Annotated in this window: 11 protein-coding genes; 7 read left to right on the plus strand and 4 right to left on the minus strand. The window is 42.5% G+C overall.

Annotated elements, in window-relative coordinates; all coding sequences use genetic code 11:
• From NAF19_RS28795 to NAF19_RS28805, 3 genes are all read right to left on the minus strand, one after another.
• On the minus strand, nucleotides 1–351 hold a 351-nt coding region (locus NAF19_RS28795; protein ID WP_305884796.1), incomplete at its 3' end, for an ATPase domain-containing protein.
• A 250-nt stretch (nucleotides 352–601) separates the two neighbouring features.
• Nucleotides 602–1288: a type 1 glutamine amidotransferase domain-containing protein gene (locus NAF19_RS28800; RefSeq protein WP_252793841.1), complete on the minus strand. Its 687-nt coding sequence runs from the start codon at nucleotides 1286–1288 to the stop codon at nucleotides 602–604.
• 110 nt (nucleotides 1289–1398) lie between these two features.
• On the minus strand, nucleotides 1399–2301 hold the full coding sequence (locus NAF19_RS28805) for an NADP-dependent oxidoreductase (protein ID WP_252793842.1): 903 nt from the start codon (nucleotides 2299–2301) through the stop codon (nucleotides 1399–1401).
• Nucleotides 2302–2724: 423 nt separating this feature from the next.
• Here NAF19_RS28805 and NAF19_RS28810 point away from each other — a divergent pair, with 423 nt between their 5' ends.
• The 7 genes from NAF19_RS28810 (at nucleotide 2725) to NAF19_RS28840 (ending at nucleotide 14677) form a co-directional block, all read left to right on the plus strand.
• Nucleotides 2725–3951 (plus strand): site-specific integrase, encoded by a 1227-nt coding sequence (locus tag NAF19_RS28810; protein WP_252793843.1) that lies wholly within the window; start codon nucleotides 2725–2727, stop codon nucleotides 3949–3951.
• 376 nt (nucleotides 3952–4327) lie between these two features.
• On the plus strand, nucleotides 4328–5551 hold the full coding sequence (locus NAF19_RS28815) for a site-specific integrase (protein WP_252793844.1): 1224 nt from the start codon (nucleotides 4328–4330) through the stop codon (nucleotides 5549–5551).
• Between the two features lie 143 nt (nucleotides 5552–5694).
• Nucleotides 5695–6789: an AAA family ATPase gene (locus NAF19_RS28820; RefSeq protein WP_252793845.1), complete on the plus strand. Its 1095-nt coding sequence runs from the start codon at nucleotides 5695–5697 to the stop codon at nucleotides 6787–6789.
• A 2-nt stretch (nucleotides 6790–6791) separates the two neighbouring features.
• The gene (locus NAF19_RS28825) at nucleotides 6792–8603 is read left to right on the plus strand and encodes a S8 family peptidase (protein ID WP_252793846.1); all 1812 of its coding nucleotides are present in this window, start codon (nucleotides 6792–6794) and stop codon (nucleotides 8601–8603) included.
• 113 nt (nucleotides 8604–8716) lie between these two features.
• Nucleotides 8717–10246, plus strand: a complete 1530-nt coding sequence (istA, locus tag NAF19_RS28830; protein WP_252793847.1) for an IS21 family transposase — start codon at nucleotides 8717–8719, stop codon at nucleotides 10244–10246.
• A gap of 12 nt (nucleotides 10247–10258) precedes the next feature.
• Nucleotides 10259–11005, plus strand: a complete 747-nt coding sequence (istB, locus tag NAF19_RS28835) for an IS21-like element helper ATPase IstB (protein ID WP_252793848.1) — start codon at nucleotides 10259–10261, stop codon at nucleotides 11003–11005.
• Nucleotides 11006–11077: 72 nt separating this feature from the next.
• Nucleotides 11078–14677, plus strand: coding sequence for a protein NO VEIN domain-containing protein (locus tag NAF19_RS28840; RefSeq protein WP_252793849.1), 3600 nt, complete (start codon nucleotides 11078–11080; stop codon nucleotides 14675–14677).
• On the opposite strand, the gene NAF19_RS28845 is transcribed toward NAF19_RS28840, so the two are convergent.
• Nucleotides 14669–16504, minus strand: a complete 1836-nt coding sequence (locus NAF19_RS28845; RefSeq protein WP_252793850.1) for a phospholipase D-like domain-containing protein — start codon at nucleotides 16502–16504, stop codon at nucleotides 14669–14671. The two genes, NAF19_RS28840 and NAF19_RS28845, sit on opposite strands and share 9 nt — an antisense overlap.
• Between the last annotated feature and the right edge of the window lie 19 nt (nucleotides 16505–16523).

Raw genomic sequence — 16523 nt, forward strand, 5'->3', positions numbered from 1 at the left:
CCCTTCAAGATTAAAGTCAGTCTCCTGAATATCTTTTCGCTCTAAAAGAACATGTTCTATCAGGATTCTTTTTTGGGAAACAAGCCCATGTAAATCCAGGTTGAGAGAAGCCACGTCATTATAAAGTTCATCTTCTGTTTCTTCAAAAGACATTAAGACTCCCGGCTCTTTGAATTTGACCGCACCATTAATTAAAAAATCAATCCCAAAAAGGGTTTTTCCGGAGCCGGCACTTCCACTAACTAAGGTAGTTCTACTTTTCGGAAGGCCGCCTTCCGTAATTTCATCAAAGCCTTTGATACCGGTGAGGCACTTTTGTAGTTGCTTAGGATGATCAGTGCTTTTTTTCATGTTATACTTTGTTTACAAATGTCTTTTTTATTGCATTGAGGTTAAGAAGAACGCAGGTGAAATTCGTTTGGCCTACTTGTTCATCGCTGAATTGGAAAGATCATTAATACTTATCATATAGTAACCTGCATTAACGCTAACGTCTTGGCATTCTTTTTGTTCAAACTATTATTACAGTCCCATATTTCTACTGGAGTTTCATCAAAGATATTTCGCTTATATCAGATATAATCTTAAATTTAAAATTCAACTATTTCTGCTCTTTAAGTGCTTCTAACAGCACTTTTGCAGCCTCTTCTGACGAAGCTGGATTTTGTCCGGTAATTAGAATGCCATCCTTTTGTACATAGCTCGCCCAGTCTGGCCCTTTACTGTAAATGCCACCGAGTTTGGTCAATTCGTCTTGCAGAAGGAACGGCACAACATCTATTAACTTAACTGCGGCTTCTTCCGAATTAGAGAAACCCGTTATATTTTTATCCTGTACAAATGGTTCGCCCTCCGGGGCTTTTACGTTTATTAAGGCACCGGGAGCATGGCATACAAACGCAAGGGGTTTGCTGTGTTTGTAAAAATCTTCTATCAGGGCGATAGATGTCTTGTCATTGGCCAGGTCCCATAGCGGCCCGTGCCCTCCCGGATAAAAAACACCATCAAAGTGGGTTTCTTTAACGGTGCTTAGTTTTAGCGTGTGGGCCAGTTTATCCTGCAACTCCTTATCATTATTAAACCGTTTCGTTGCCGCTGTTTGCGCGTCCGGTGATTCGCTTTTGGGGTCAATAGGCGGTTGCCCTCCTTTTGGCGAGGCAATAGTTATTTCTACACCTGCATCTGCAAATACGTAATAGGGTGCTGCAAACTCTTCGATCCAAAATCCTGTCTTTTGACCAGTATTTCCCAATTCTCCATGGGATGTTAATACCATTAATACTTTCATAATTCTGCTTAAATTAAACCTAAACTTTGACGATCATTTTCCCTTCATTGCTCCCTTCGAACAGACCCAGAAATGCTTGCGGGATTTGTTCAAATCCATTGATAATCGTTTCATGGTAGGTGCCTTGATTCTTTTAACCAGCTAAATAGTTGCTTTTTGGCTTCCGGGAATTTTTCCGAAAAATCAGAAACGATAAACCCTTGTATCAAAGCGCTTTTTGAAACTAAAATAGGTTGAATATATGGCCCTAAAACCTGCGAAGTTGCATTATAAAGGGAGATTGCCCCACAAAGCGGTATCCGGGCATGTTTATTTATATTATTTAAAACAGCATCCGATATTTTGCCGCCAACATTGTCAAAATATATATCCACGCCATTGGGGCATGCTGTTTTGATCGCACGAATTAAATCCACCGTGGTTTTATAATTAATAGCCTCATCAAAATGGAATTTTGATTTGAGCAGATCAATTTTTTGATCCGATCCTGTGATGCCCACTACCCTGCACCCCATAATTTTACCTATTTGTCCGGCTACGCTTCCAACGGCGCCGGCTGCACCCGAGACTACAAGGGTTTCACCAGCCTTGGGAACTCCTATTTCAGTCAGCCCTAAATAGGCTGATAATCCGGTCATTCCTAAAATACCCAAGTACGCGCTTAAGTAGATTTCATCCGTATTGATCAATTGTAAACCTTTACCTGTTGATACCTGATATTCTTTCCACTCCAGGTTACCCGAAACAAAATCACCTATTTTAAAGCCGGAATGATTTGAATCGATAACTTTTGATATAATGCCTGATTGCATTGGTTTATCTAATTCAAATGGAGGAACATATGATTCGGAATCATTCATTCTGCCACGCAGATACGGATCTACGGAAACAAACAGCGTTTTTAGTAATATCTCTCCGTCATCGGGGGACGGAATCTCCTCAATGCTCAGCTTGAAATCACCCAACGCAGGTTTTCCAACCGGCCTTCTATAAAACAAAAAAACTTTATTCATACCTCTTCACTAAGCAGCATATCATAAAAATAACTATCAGTTGTTCCTGAATGTTTTTTCACGACGGCATCATTAATACATTTTCCTATAGCCATTAATAGATGAGTATTTAGCCTGTCTCCATTACACTGTACCCATTCATCGCCGGGATCACAAAGTCGCCCCCCAAGGCGCATCAAAACCCTCTAAACTGCTTGTTTAGAGGGTTTTTTCATTTATTATCCCCTCAACAACCCTTACTAACCCCAGGTTTCTGAACACCTAACTGAACACCTCTGAATAGTTTTTAACTTAGGTGTTCGAAAATGGCTTAACAAATTGCTGATCAGATATTTGCAGCATATTTATTAGGCTTGATCGATACATAGGAGATCTTAATTAAATCAGAGCGAATGAAGTATTTAAACTTAATTTTTAATCATTATGAAAACTTCACAATCGTTCAGCGTTTATTTTACAATTAAATCTGACAAAGCCAAAGATGGTAAAGCGCCGCTTTATGCCGCCGTGACCGTAAACAAGGAAAAAGCATTTATTGCACTCAAACAACTAATCAGCATAACTATATGGGATTTCGGTAAAGGTGCCGCGAAAGGAACACGCGACGAGTCTCGTGCAGTAAACGCTTATCTTGATGAGGTACGACTTTCCCTTGGTAACGGTTATAAGGAACTATTGCTAAAAGGTAAGTTAATTACGCCAAAAACCATCAAAAATCTATTTTTAGGGGAAACAGATGACACCTACACGCTGAACAGGATGATGGCTTATCATAACGAAACTTCAGGTAAAAGTCTTAATCCGGCAACAATGAGGCATTACCTTGTTACACAACGCTACCTGTCAGGTTATGTGGCTGCCAATTATCGTGCAGATGACCTTCTGCTTAAAGACCTTGACCATGGGTTTATCCAGGGTTTTGATGCCTTTCTAAGAAACCATCGGCCAAAAGATCATCATAAACCTTTAAATGATAATGGAATCAAGGTACACCTTAAAAGATTGAAGAAGATGGTACATCTCGCTCAGGATATGCAGTGGGTCGACCGCGATCCTTTTGTGACGTTCAGAATCAGGATGAAAAAAGTTGCAAGGGATTATCTTACAGAGGCTGAGCTGCGCACCCTAGAGAACAAGTCCTTCGATCTGGAAAGGTTATCACTCATTAAGGACCTTTTTATTTTCAGCTGCTATACTGGCTTGGCCTACGGTGATTTGATGATCCTAAAACCCACCCAGGTTGTTACGGCAGAAGACGGCGAACTATGGATCCGGACGTCGCGCGAAAAAACATTGGAGCCGGTCAACCTTCCCCTCCTGCCAAAAGCCGTCGATCTGGTTAACAAATATAAAAGGAACGAAAGATCATTATACAATGGAACTGTGTTCCCAGTTTTGTCAAATCAGAAGGTGAATAGTTATCTCAAGGAAATAGCGGATTTCTGCAGTATCCACAAAAATCTGACTTTTCACATGGCCAGGCACACTTTCGCCACCACGGTCACCCTATCGAACGGAGTGCCAATTGAAACAGTCAGCAAGATGCTGGGACATAGTAAGATAGCTACTACCCAAATATATGCACGCGTAGTAGAAAGAAAGCTTAAGGACGATATGCAGGCACTTAAACAAAAGTTATCATTGACATGATATTGATTGTTCAGTATATCCATTAGCGGCTACGATATTTCCATGTACTGTAGTTCGCACTGGTTCGAGCCCAGGTGGGCGCACAAACCTCTCTTTGCAGAGAGTTAAAAACCCTCTAAATCGCTGATTTAGAGGGTTTTTTCATTTATTCTCCCTCAACAACCGTCAAGAAAGCCAAAGTTCTCGTTACCTATCCGACTACCTGTTTTTAATTTTTAACTTAGGTAACACAAACCTATTCAATGAATTGATATACAGTTAATTACAGCGATAAAAGTTTGTTTTAAATCAGTCTTTTTAGACGATTCTGTGTTACCTTTTTGTTACCTAAAAACAGGGTGTTTATTGAGCATTTTAAACTTAAAAATTAAATTTTATGCAAACATCGCAGTCATTCGGTATCCATTTTACCACACGCCCGGACAAAGCCAGGGACGGAAAAGAACCAATTTACGCTTGCGTAACCGTAAATAAGCAAAGGGCTTACATTGCGCTCAAACATAATGTTGATCCTAAAAATTGGGATAGCGGTAAGGGGACTGCTAAAGGCAATAAGGATGAAGTTAAATCCATCAATAATTATTTGGGAGAGGTGCGTAATACGATTAGCAATAACTACAAGCAGCTACAACTTAAAGGTAAAATGCTTTCAGCCAAAGCCGTAAAGGATCTTTATTTGGGAGCAGAAGAGGAAGTTTATACCCTCAGCCGCCTTTTTGTCTACCATAACGAAACTTCCACTACGGATTTGAAGTGGAGTACCCTTAAACATTATTATGTCACACAGCGCTATTTGGTGAAGTTTCTGGACGAACAGCACCAATCGTCCGATATTTACCTGCATCAGCTCGATTTTAAATTTGTGAAAGATTTTGAAGTTTATTTACGTAACCATAAACCAAAGGATCACCAAAAGCAGATCAATAATAACGGAGTGATGAAGCACATCATCCGGCTTAAAAAAATGGTCAACCTGGCGATGAATCTACAATGGATCGACAATGACCCTTTTGCAGCATATAAGTTGAAGATACAGAAAGTAAACCGTGAACAACTTTCCGAAAAGGAACTGGCAGATATGGAAAAGAAAGCATTTACCATAGAGCGCCTTGATATGGTCAGGGACTTGTTTGTTTTTTGTTGTTATACAGGACTATCCTATGTAGATGTTATCAATTTAACGCCTGGTCATATTGTTGCTGGTACGGATGGAGAAAAGTGGATCAGAACCTGTCGTGAAAAGACAATGATTCCTGTTAATGTCCCCCTTTTACCACAAGCATTAAAAATATTGGATAAATACAAAACCAATATACGTTCATTGTCAAGTGGTAGAGTATTCCCGGTAATGTCCAACCAAAAAGTGAATAGCTACTTAAAAGAAATTTCAGAGGTCTGTAATATTACAAAAAATGTAACCTTTCATTTAGCCAGGCATACTTTCGCCACTACAGTCACACTTTCAAACGGTGTGCCCATTGAAACAGTAAGCAAAATGTTAGGGCATACAAAAATCACAACCACTCAGATTTATGCGAAAGTGGTGGAAAGGAAATTAAAGGAAGATATGAACGCTCTTAAGGCGCGGTTAGGCTCGTGAAATTTATATCTGTATTAAAATGTTGGTTTTTGAATTAATATTACGATAATCGGTTATTTTAAAACGTTAATTAAAAAAAAATTACGATTTAATTGTTTTATATTCCACCATGCGTTATATTTGCACATCCACTTGCAAAATATATGTATACTGAAATATTAAAAATTATTGAAGGCGGTTTGGCCAAGGATTTTAAAAAGGTTTTTAACTACTCTAAGCTTTTGGCGGAAAAGTTGGCTAAAGATGGTGACGAAAAAATGGCTAAAATGGTGCTGAAAGCGATTGAGAATGGACCCGCTACTACGGTTACTATGGATGAGCTAATGACTACTCCTGTAGATCATGAAAGCCGGTTGAGCATTGTAGATGTGTCGCCGCCATCGAAAGAATTGTCGCCAATTATTTTACCAAAGTTGGTAGAAGGGAAAATTGATGATTTTATTAATATCGTAAAGCATCAAAGTCAGTTGATTAAATGTGGCATAGAAACTACAAATACGCTGTTGCTTTACGGCAAGCCTGGGTATGGGAAAACCACTGTTGCTAAATATATTTCTGAAAAGACCGGTTTGCCCTTAGTTGTTGCGCGTTTTGACGCTATTGTATCTTCGTTACTTGGCAATACAGCAAAAAACATTCGTAAAATTTTTGATTTCGCCGACAATAAACCCTGCATCCTATTTTTGGATGAATTTGATGCCATTGCAAAAGCAAGGGATGATCAGTATGAATTGGGTGAATTGAAAAGAGTGATCAATAGCCTGTTGCAAAACATAGACTCTTTTGCCAGTCATAATATATTAATAGCCGCGACTAACCATCCTGAACTTTTAGACAAAGCCGTTTGGAGACGTTTTAATACCGTTATCGAAATTGGAGCCCCTCAGGATTTAGAAATTGTCGAATTGATTAAGGTTTTTACGACCGGTTTTAAAGCAGACTTTTTAGAAGATGAAAGAAGGCTTGATAAATTAGTCAAACTACTGAATGGTAAATCGCCATCTGATATCAAGGGTATTATCAACAATGCGAAAGCGCAGGTCATTATTAACGGCAGAGAATTTTTAGCATACGAGGATGTGTTGGTGGAACTTTTTGAATTTACAAATCATGGTGAATTGACAATTGAGAAATTAATTGAGTTTTTAAATGATAATGGTATACCACAGGCTGCTATAGCTGAAAGGATGAAAATATCGCTTAGACAAGTACGCAATTTTTTAAATAAGAACATATAAACATGGCTGATAAGAACCTTCCAATAAAATTCTTTCAAAAAAGACAGAAAGACGCCTTTGATAATGAAGCTGCCGGAGGTGGTGATATGCCTGCTTGGGCCAGTCAGGCTATTGCGGTTTCTAAATCAGTTTATGTAAAGCAAGTTTTATCGGGTATCTCCGAAACATTACGTAGTAAGCGTAATGCTAACAGTTATATCCCGTCTATGGTCAGGCTCAAAATGAACCAGGATGCTTTAGCCAAAAGCTACCGAAAGGATATAGGAAATCTTTTCAATATTAATGAAGTTAACGTGATTGGCGTGAATGGTGTAGATGAATTGTTGATTAAAATTGACGATGAAAAAGTCCTGCAATCCATTATAAAAAACCTAAATCGCATTAATATGGCCTTTCCAGCTAACTCTACCGTTGTTGGGATTTCCGCTATTTCTGATATTGAAGCTTTTGTGCCTGAAGTGAACATAACCGAAGGCGAGAATGCTGAGGTATATAAAATTAAGCTATTCAATTATGGTAACATGGAATTGAATGGAATTTTATTAAGAGCCTTCGAAAAATTTTGCCGGGACAATGATCTGCAATTCACTCGTACCTCATACTCGGCAGAATTAAATATTTACAGCGTAGCTGGGGTTACCGCCGACGCATTTGATGAGTTGAAAAACTTCGAGGGTATACAAACGATTTCTGAAATGCCGATTTATGATCTGGACATGGAGCTGGCTTCGGAAGCGCACGAAATTGTAATTAAGTTCCCTAAAAAGGACGTAGAGTACCCCATTGTCGGCGTTTTAGATACAGGGATTGCGAAAATCCCGCACCTTGCCCCTTGGTTACATAACGATAGCCTAACCTATTATGTTGAGGAAGATACCAACAAGGGACACGGCACATTCGTAGCCGGTGTTATGATTTATGGTGATGAATTGGAAGGTATTCCATATACGGGATTTGATGGTTGTAAACTTTTTGAAGCCATTGTAATGCCTGACTTAAAAAAACAAAAACTATATGAATATGAATTGATCGAGCAGATCAGGGATTCTATCAGCCGGAATAACCATATAAAAATATGGAATCTGTCACTTGGTACTGACCTTGATGTTGACCCTAACGAATTTTCGGATTTTGCTAAAGCATTGGATGAAATCCAGGACGAGCACGATGTCTTGATTTGTAAGTCGGCCGGAAATTGTGATAATTTCCAGATCAATGCGCCAAAAAGACGGATATCAAAATCAGCTGATACTGTCCGTGCTTTGGTAGTAGGTTCGCTTACACATGATAAAAATGATACCGATCATGCTGAAAAATTTAACCCTTCTCCATTTACTCGTATAGGACCCGGTCCAGCGAACCTGATCAAACCTGATTTGGTTCACATGGGCGGGAATGCTGGTACTGATATAAGAAATCGTATTGTGAAAAATCCGGTGAGATCATTTGGCATTGACGGTAATATTGCCAAGCAAGTGGGAACCAGCTTTTCAACACCAAGAATTTCTGCGATTGCTGCCGGATTAAATTCAATATTGAATGAAAATTTCAATTCGATATTGATCAAAGCATTAATGATCCATTCAGCCAAATACCCGATTGAAATGAAAATGGGTATTGCTGATAAAATAAATGCTGTTGGTTTCGGTATGCCTTCCAGCATAAGCGACATCCTTTTCAATGATCCGAATGAGATTACTCTAATCTTACAGGATACTATTGAAAAAGGTAATTATGTTGATATACTGGAGATTCTGATGAACCAGACCACCCGATTCCGGCGCAAGCTGACCACCAATTCCGGGGCAAATTGACCAGGGGATTCCGGTGGAAACTGACCACCCTAAACGTGTAGTAAATGCTGTAGAAGCAACCATCTTTTTGAGGCAACATATACCTCCAAAGCATGGCCAATTCAACAATCAGCATGAGTAAGATAAGAAAGATTTTAAAGATGTACAGTCAACAGCGTAGCATAATGTCTATCGCTGCCCAAACTGATGCATCCCGAAACACAGTAAAAAGATACCTGAAGACCTTTAAAGGCAGCGGCTTCACCTTCGAAGAAGTCAATGCTTTGAATGATAAGGAGCTGGAGGATTTCTTTGGTAAAAGCAGAGAATCGCCCCTCACCACCCGTATGCAGTCGATGCTGCGTTGCTTCCCCCGCGTAGATAAAGAGTTGAAGCGTACCGGTGTGAACCGGCACATGTTATGGGAGGCCTACCGTAAAGAGTTCCCTGACGGCTACCAATACAGCCAATTTTGCTTTTATTATAACCAATGGAAAGCCAGGGTAAACCCGACCATGCACATGGATCACAAGGTCGGCGATAAGCTGTATGTTGATTATGCAGGGGAAAAGTTAAGCTTTACAGACAAAGAAACAGGCGAAGTCATACCCGTAGAAGTTTTTGTAGCTATTCTTGGAGCCAGCCAACTCACCTACGTAGAGGCTGTTATGAGCCAGCAGAAAGAGGACTTTATTGCAGCTTGTGAGAATACGCTGCATTATATCGGCGGCGTTCCTGATGCCATTGTGCCTGATAACTTAAAGGCGGCAGTAACTAAAAGCAGCCGCTATGAACCTACGTTGAACGAAACATTCGAGGACTTTGCAGATCACTACGGGACAACTATACTACCTGCGCGGGCGTACCGCCCGCGTGATAAAGCACTGGTAGAGGGTGCGGTTAAGATCATGTACACCCGTATTTACGCCCCTTTAAACAAGGTTACTTATTATTCCTTAGCAGAACTCAATATTGCTATCCAGGAGGCGCTGGAGGTACATAACAGCCAATTGCTGAAAGGACGTAACTACAGCCGGAGGCTACAGTTTGAGGAAATAGAACGCCAAATGCTTGCGCCCTTACCGGTTCTGCGCTACCAGTTCAAAAAACAGTTTTATGCCAAAGTAATGAAGAACGGCCATGTTAATCTTGGATCGGATAAGCATTATTACAGCGTACCTTACCGGTATATTGGTAAACGGGTAAAGCTGCTATACTCTCAATCTATTGTAGAGGTATTCTCCAATTACGAGCGTATCGCGCTTCATAAACGCATCAAAAGCCCCTACAGCTATACTACCGATGATGACCACATGGCTTCTACGCACCGCTTTGTAACTGAATGGACACCGGATAAGTTCTTGAGTTGGGGCGCATCTATTCACGAAGATGTAAGGCTATATATCCTCAAGATACTGGACCGTAAACAACACCCGGAACAAGCCTATAAATCCTGTGTCGGTATTCTTAGCCTGGCAAAAAAGGCAGGTAATGAAAGACTGGCCACTGCTTGCAGAAGGGCACTTGGCTATGGCATACACAATTATAAAACGATACAACAGATCCTTGAAAACAAGATGGATAACTATGAGGAAAGCGTATTTGCCGATGAACTGCCGATGCCTAATCACGATAATATCCGAGGAGAAGATTATTACAAATAAACAACAAATAAAATGAACACAAACACTTTAGATCAACTGCGGAAGTTGAAGTTCTACGGCATGTTTCATGCCTTTAAAAGCAGCCTGGAAACGGGTAAAACAAATGATTATACAGCGGATGAACTACTGGCCCACCTGGTGGATGCCGAATGGGATTACCGCCAAAACAGGCGAATAGAGCGGCAAATATACTATGCCAAGTTCCGCTATAAAGCTTCTGTAGAGGACGTACACTATCATGCTGACCGGAGCATTGACCGTAACCAGATCATGCGCCTGGCAGACTGTACGTTTATTGACCGGAATGAGAACCTGCTTATTACTGGCAGTACAGGTATCGGTAAAAGCTATGTGGCCTCTGCTATTGGTTACCAGGCTTGTATGTTAGGGTATCACGTACTGTATGCCAGCACCCCTAAGTTGTTCGCTAAACTGAAAATGGCTAAAGCGGACGGCTCCTATATCAAAGAACTGGCTAAGATCGAAAGGCAGCAGCTGCTGATACTGGACGACTTTGGTATTCAGCCTTTTGATGCACAAAGCCGGGCTGCATTAATGGAGATCATTGAGGACAGGCATGGAAAGACCTCATTGATCATTACCTCACAGCTACCGATCAGTAAATGGTTTGAAGTAATTGGTGAAAAAACAATTGCTGATGCTATACTGGACAGGATTGTTCATGATGCACACCGCATCGAACTAAAGGGAGAGTCCATGAGAAGAAAACGTAATGCTGAACCGGAAAACAGCCTTTAATGAAATTACCTTTTAAATAACTACTTTTGACAACGCTTTTATAGCATTTGCTGCACACCCCTCGTCAGCTAATTGCCTGGTCAGTTTGGCCCGGAATCACATGGTCAACATCTCCATATTATACAGTCTACACCCGGTTATTATCCTGAACCTGAATTTGCCAAATTTCTCCCTACTGAGCGGTTTCGCTCATTATTGATCCCATGTGAAAGTGAATCAGATAGAAAATTTGTTGAATCTCTCAATCCCGGAAAATATGAGCTGAAAGTCGTTATCGGCGCAATTGCCGGGAAAAGAAAGGAGATCTCCGAAACCGCTTATGCAAGGCTGATCATCGCTGTTCAGCGTTATTTGGGCACCGGGGTACTTCCGGAAGAAATGCTATATGATGACTATCAGGAACTGTTGAGCCCGGAGAAGCCGGTGTTTTTTCCCGACGGAGAAAAACATCAGCAGCTTCCTTCCGGTATTGGTGTGCAGCTGCTGAACGTAAAGCTTTTCGAAGCTCTTAAAACTGAAATGGGCGGCAGTGCCAACGCTGTTATCATAGCCAACCTCGGCACCTTCAATCTCAAAGAATTTGACTTTCAGGAAATTATCGACGCGCTGATCGGTCATTTTAAACCTGGCAAGACCCCGAGTGCTAATATCATTTTATTACATAAGCATATTTTCGGCTTTTACCAAAATGAAAACGTGCTGCCACCAGTTTGGAAAGGTAAGCCTATTCCCGTACTCACCCGTAAAAATAAAACGGGCTTTTCTACTCTGGTTTATTTCGGCAAAGACTATGACCAGCCAATTGCTGATGCTTTATTCCAATATGACCATTCCAGACTGGTGGCCCCGGCATTTAAATTTGAACAATCAGACACGGAACAATGGCGGGCATATCTGGCATGGATCGGCGTGGCCATTTTGCCAAGAAAAAAGATGATCGATGCGGAAGAATCATTCGCTGAGCTGACCATGCGAAACTTTGATTATCGTAAATCGGTCTCCAACCGGCATTTTAGTAATTTTAAGGACTTCAAAGGAAACCTGAACGATTATGGTCAAGTCATCGTTCAATCCGTCGACCAAATTGATAACTTATTAAAGCACAATACCACGGAAAGTATTTTAGCTTGGCTTGATGCGGATGATACCGTTTTTGCGTTGATGAGCAAGAACAGCGAACCCAAAAATAGTTATATTGGGTTTAACTTTGCCTATGGCAAAGAAACGAAATACATAGAAGGTGCCATCATCCCTAACTATTTGCGCTGGAAATTAGCGCAATCTGCCTGGCTGAATACAGAAAGTGGTTTGATCGACCGGCCTGATAAATGTACCACCGCGGCTAGCATTACGCCGGAATTCAGTCCTTTGATCGAAAAACCCAAACTGGATCTTGACCTACTGCGAAAAAAGGGGGTCGACCGGCAGCGCGCGGAAGATATCCTTTATTGCTGCGGCGTGCACCGCTCTGTTAACACGTTTTCAACTGCCATGCTCTACGGTATGCTGCTTAGTTTACCTGACCTTGACGAAAGCGGCAAAAAAGCCAGAAGTATTTATAATCAGCTTGGACAAAATTTTGAAGAAAGAACGCTCGAAAAGCTTGACCCGACCGATGCTAATTACTTGAAATTCCGTCAGGAAGGAAAGGTGTTTTGCAATAATGGCCGGTATGAACAGTGGGATCAAGTGTTTTATGTGAATGACAAACACCTTGGGGAAAGCGTGATCAATCAGTTTTTTACGATCGCGATGGACCGCAGAAGAGGCAAAGATAAAATACTTGGGCTTTTTGGCATCCAGCCATTGGAAAACGTAGATATCACTTTGAGCAAGACCCCATTGTTCCATAATACCAATACCAGCTTTGGCTTAGATATCAATCAGTTCAAGCCTTATGTCTATGCGCTGCGCCAGTTAGCGGACACTGGCAAAGAACGGACCGCGATCAAACAGGCTAAATTTGCCCTGGTGACCGAACTCCAGGTTAAGCTGGTCAAAGACGCCGTCACCCATCACCTTTATTTTGCGGACTATGAATTTCTTTATTTGCCGGACAACCATATGGTCTACCTCCGGGCACCGGCGAATGCGCAGAACCTTGATGATCTAAAAGAAGATATACATTTCTGTTCCGCGGTCGCCGAAGTATTTTCGGCCATCATCGATGTGGATGCACAAAGACAACAGATCAGGGAGCTTTATTCGAAGTCGCCTTTTGGTCGGGACCTGATCCTTACAGCAGAGCAGGATGACCCGCAATTGCGCAAACTGGCCTCGGCCAGGACAGCGCTGGACATTGTCATTGACCGTAAAAATGATTTTTGGCGGGCTTTCACCCGGTGTTCGGCACGTAAGTCGTTTAAAGGGAATATCAGCAATGATGCTGCGTTACTAGCAGAACTTGAACGCATTTTTCCGAAATATCAAGCTTTTATTAGTACTGCGTTTTCTGCGATCAATTATGAAAACTGTAACGAGGAAGATTCTTGTGCCATCGTTGTCCAGTTATTTCGTCAGACCGGTATCGCGCTAAATGATTTTAATCAGTATTTTTTCCCGGCTATATCGGTTGCTGCGTTATATGTTAATGCATTCAGGTTACAAAGGGAGGCGATCCGTGAAGACATTAAAGAGCGTTATTATCAAAAATGTCTGCAAGATCCCTTGCTGCGCGCCGGTTTCTTATCCACCATGCGCCGGTTTGATGAATTGCTACCCCAAGTGGAAGAAGGCATTGACTTTGATGTGCACAAGGACCTGGAAGCGGCCACCAGGCAAATATTCGGGGATATTCCGGAACCTAATGAATTAACGCTCAAAGCAGACCCACAATTTTACCTCAACAAAGAAAAGTTACAAATTCAGGTAACAGCACAACAGATCGGAAAGCCGTTAACAGATGATTTTTTAAATGAAAATCAAACCGCGTTTGCGCTGCTGTTTTTTGAACCCGAGATACCGAAAGTCCTGGAGATGTTGTCGAAGTGGAGTTCGTCTGCGCAGGGCAGCGGCGGAACCGGTGCCCCGGCCGGTAAATCAAAAAGGTTGCAGTTTGGCGGGCGCCCTTTATTTTACGAGGATTTCTTTGACCTACGCCAGCAACTTGACGCGGGGCTTCCTGCTTTGCAACTTCATAAAGTCAAGCTACTGGACATTACGGTTAGTAAAACGGAGGTACACAAGCGCGATCCGAAATCTGTTAAGACGTTCAAAAGAGGCGGTCGTTTACCAGCCAAAAACGAAGAAACAGGCTTTTTGGGGGAATATTTGGTCTATCAATATTTATTGGCGAATACCAAAGCCAAAGAAAGTGTGAAGTGGGTCTCCAGGTATGCCAAAGATTGCCAGCTCAGTACCGAAAATGGTACAGGTGCCGGTTATGATCTGGAATATTTGCCCAATGGCGGAACTTATCCGCGTTATGTAGAAGTAAAAGTTGTTGGCCATGACGATGCGTTTCATATTTCATCCAACGAGGTGAGGTTCGGCGTGGTGAATAAAAAGTATCATGATGTTTTTCTGGTTAGGAATGCGCACGATCCGGCCCAGCTGCAGATCGAAAGGATCAGCGGGCTGTTCGATTATGGGCAAGGCGCCTCGTTCAATCAGAACGAAGCGTTTACCGTGATCAATGATAATTACATTTTGAAGTTCAAAAAATCAAGCTAATAGCGATTTTACGGTCAGGCCGTTTGCTGCGTAGCTTAGTTCAGCGACTTCGACGGTGGCTTTATGCGTACTGGAAAATTCCACGATACCAGTCAGTAAAGTCGCTTCTCCCGATTCGGGAATGATGCTGACCGCAAACGGAACCCGGGCTAATTCCTGCTGGGCGTAATGTACAACGGAGACCTTATAGGTTCCTACCGGCAGGCCGGTGTCCCAATAGATATTCTCTTGGGGATTTTGTATCCGGGGCGTGCCGGCGTTGGCGTCAAGGTCCAATTGCCCAATGAAACCCTGACAGGTCACTTTTTTGGTGCTGTAAGAAATTTCCTGATTATCTGGTAAAAGCACATGCAGATCCAGATCATCAAAAGTATTCCATACCAGGTTGATCCGTAATTTGCCGCGCTGGCCTTCATAGTTTCGGTGCTGAAGGCTCTCTGCCACCACTAAGCGTGCCTGCAGGTCGGATACAGTTCGTTGGGGGGGCTGGGTAACAGGGGTTGTTGCAGTAGTTACCGGAGTTGTTGCAACCTGCTGAGCCTGGACGATCTGTTGCTGTATCGCTGAAGTGGTTTGCGCTACCGCCTGGGCTTTGAGGGTGGATTCATCGCTGGGCACCCATTGGTCGATCAAAGTTTTTGCCTGGATGTTTTCGGGATAAAGCGTAACTGCTTCGCGAAGCAAGCGCACGGCTTGTTGCCGCTCCCCGGCAGGCTTCGACTGCGCTTTGTATTGCAGGTCGATCGATTGGTACATCCGGCGGCTGAACAGGTCGTACCGTTCCGGCGGGAAAGGCGGTGGGAGGATGTCTTTCACCGGTTCCATCTCATGAATGAGCTTTTCAAATGCCTCGTTGAATTGCCGGATAAGATTTTCTTCGCCGTAAAAGAACATGCAATTTTCCTGGTTTCGCTCTTCGGCGTAATAGGTCCAATTGTAGGAGCCATTACACAACACCTTCGCATCGATCAGACAGAATTTGTGGTGCATGACGCGCTCTGGACCCGTCAGGTAAAGCTGGCCACCAGCCTCCACGAAATCTTTAAAGGGAAGGCCGAATTCCCAGTTGTTGATGTAGTCATTGATGATGACCAGTTCCACCTGCACCCCCTCTTTCAACTTAGCTATCAGCGCGTTAAACTGTAGCTGGTGCGTGAACCAAGCTACGGCGATGCGAATATGGTGTTTGGCAGCAGCGATCTCGGTCAATAGCTGCGCTTGAATCTTTTCAAATAGGACTTTGGGAGGTATCGGTGTGCGATTTAAGGAATAGGTGCTGAGGCGTTCGGCTATTTGCTGTTGATGGGCCGGCGGGGCTTTTTCAAAGGTCCGGGCCAAATAGCCCAGGTCGCAGTATTCAATGATGCCGTTTAGCCAGAATTTTAAACGGTACCGGTCATTTGCTATTTTGAAGCAATGCTGTTTTACTTCACGCGCAAGGCCGGTGGTATCGGCATAAGCTAGTAACTCAATAGCCATCGCATAGCTGGTTTCATCTTTTATGGGATAAAGGCCCGCCATTAATTGAGCGAGCAGGGAAACGTTGTAGTCATTCTTATTCCGCCCCATGATCGTTGCCAGCAGATCGGTCGGCTGGTTGATCATCGGTGCTTTTGCCGGGGAAACCCTAAGGGCTTCTACGCGATCATTTCTCCCTTTGATCAGCGTAAACGCTACGGGAAGCTCCGTGACGAGCTGTTCGGGAGTTAAGTCAGCGACACTTTTCCAATGAAAAAAAATGTCGCTGCCATCCTCACTTATCATAAATCCGAAAGCCTTTTTGGCATCGTACCATTTTATTTTACCCTGATGTTCTTTGTCTGGCATGCTGAAAGGTTAAGTCAGT

The organism is Mucilaginibacter flavidus (assembly GCF_024055575.1).
Lineage (GTDB): Bacteria > Bacteroidota > Bacteroidia > Sphingobacteriales > Sphingobacteriaceae > Mucilaginibacter > Mucilaginibacter flavidus.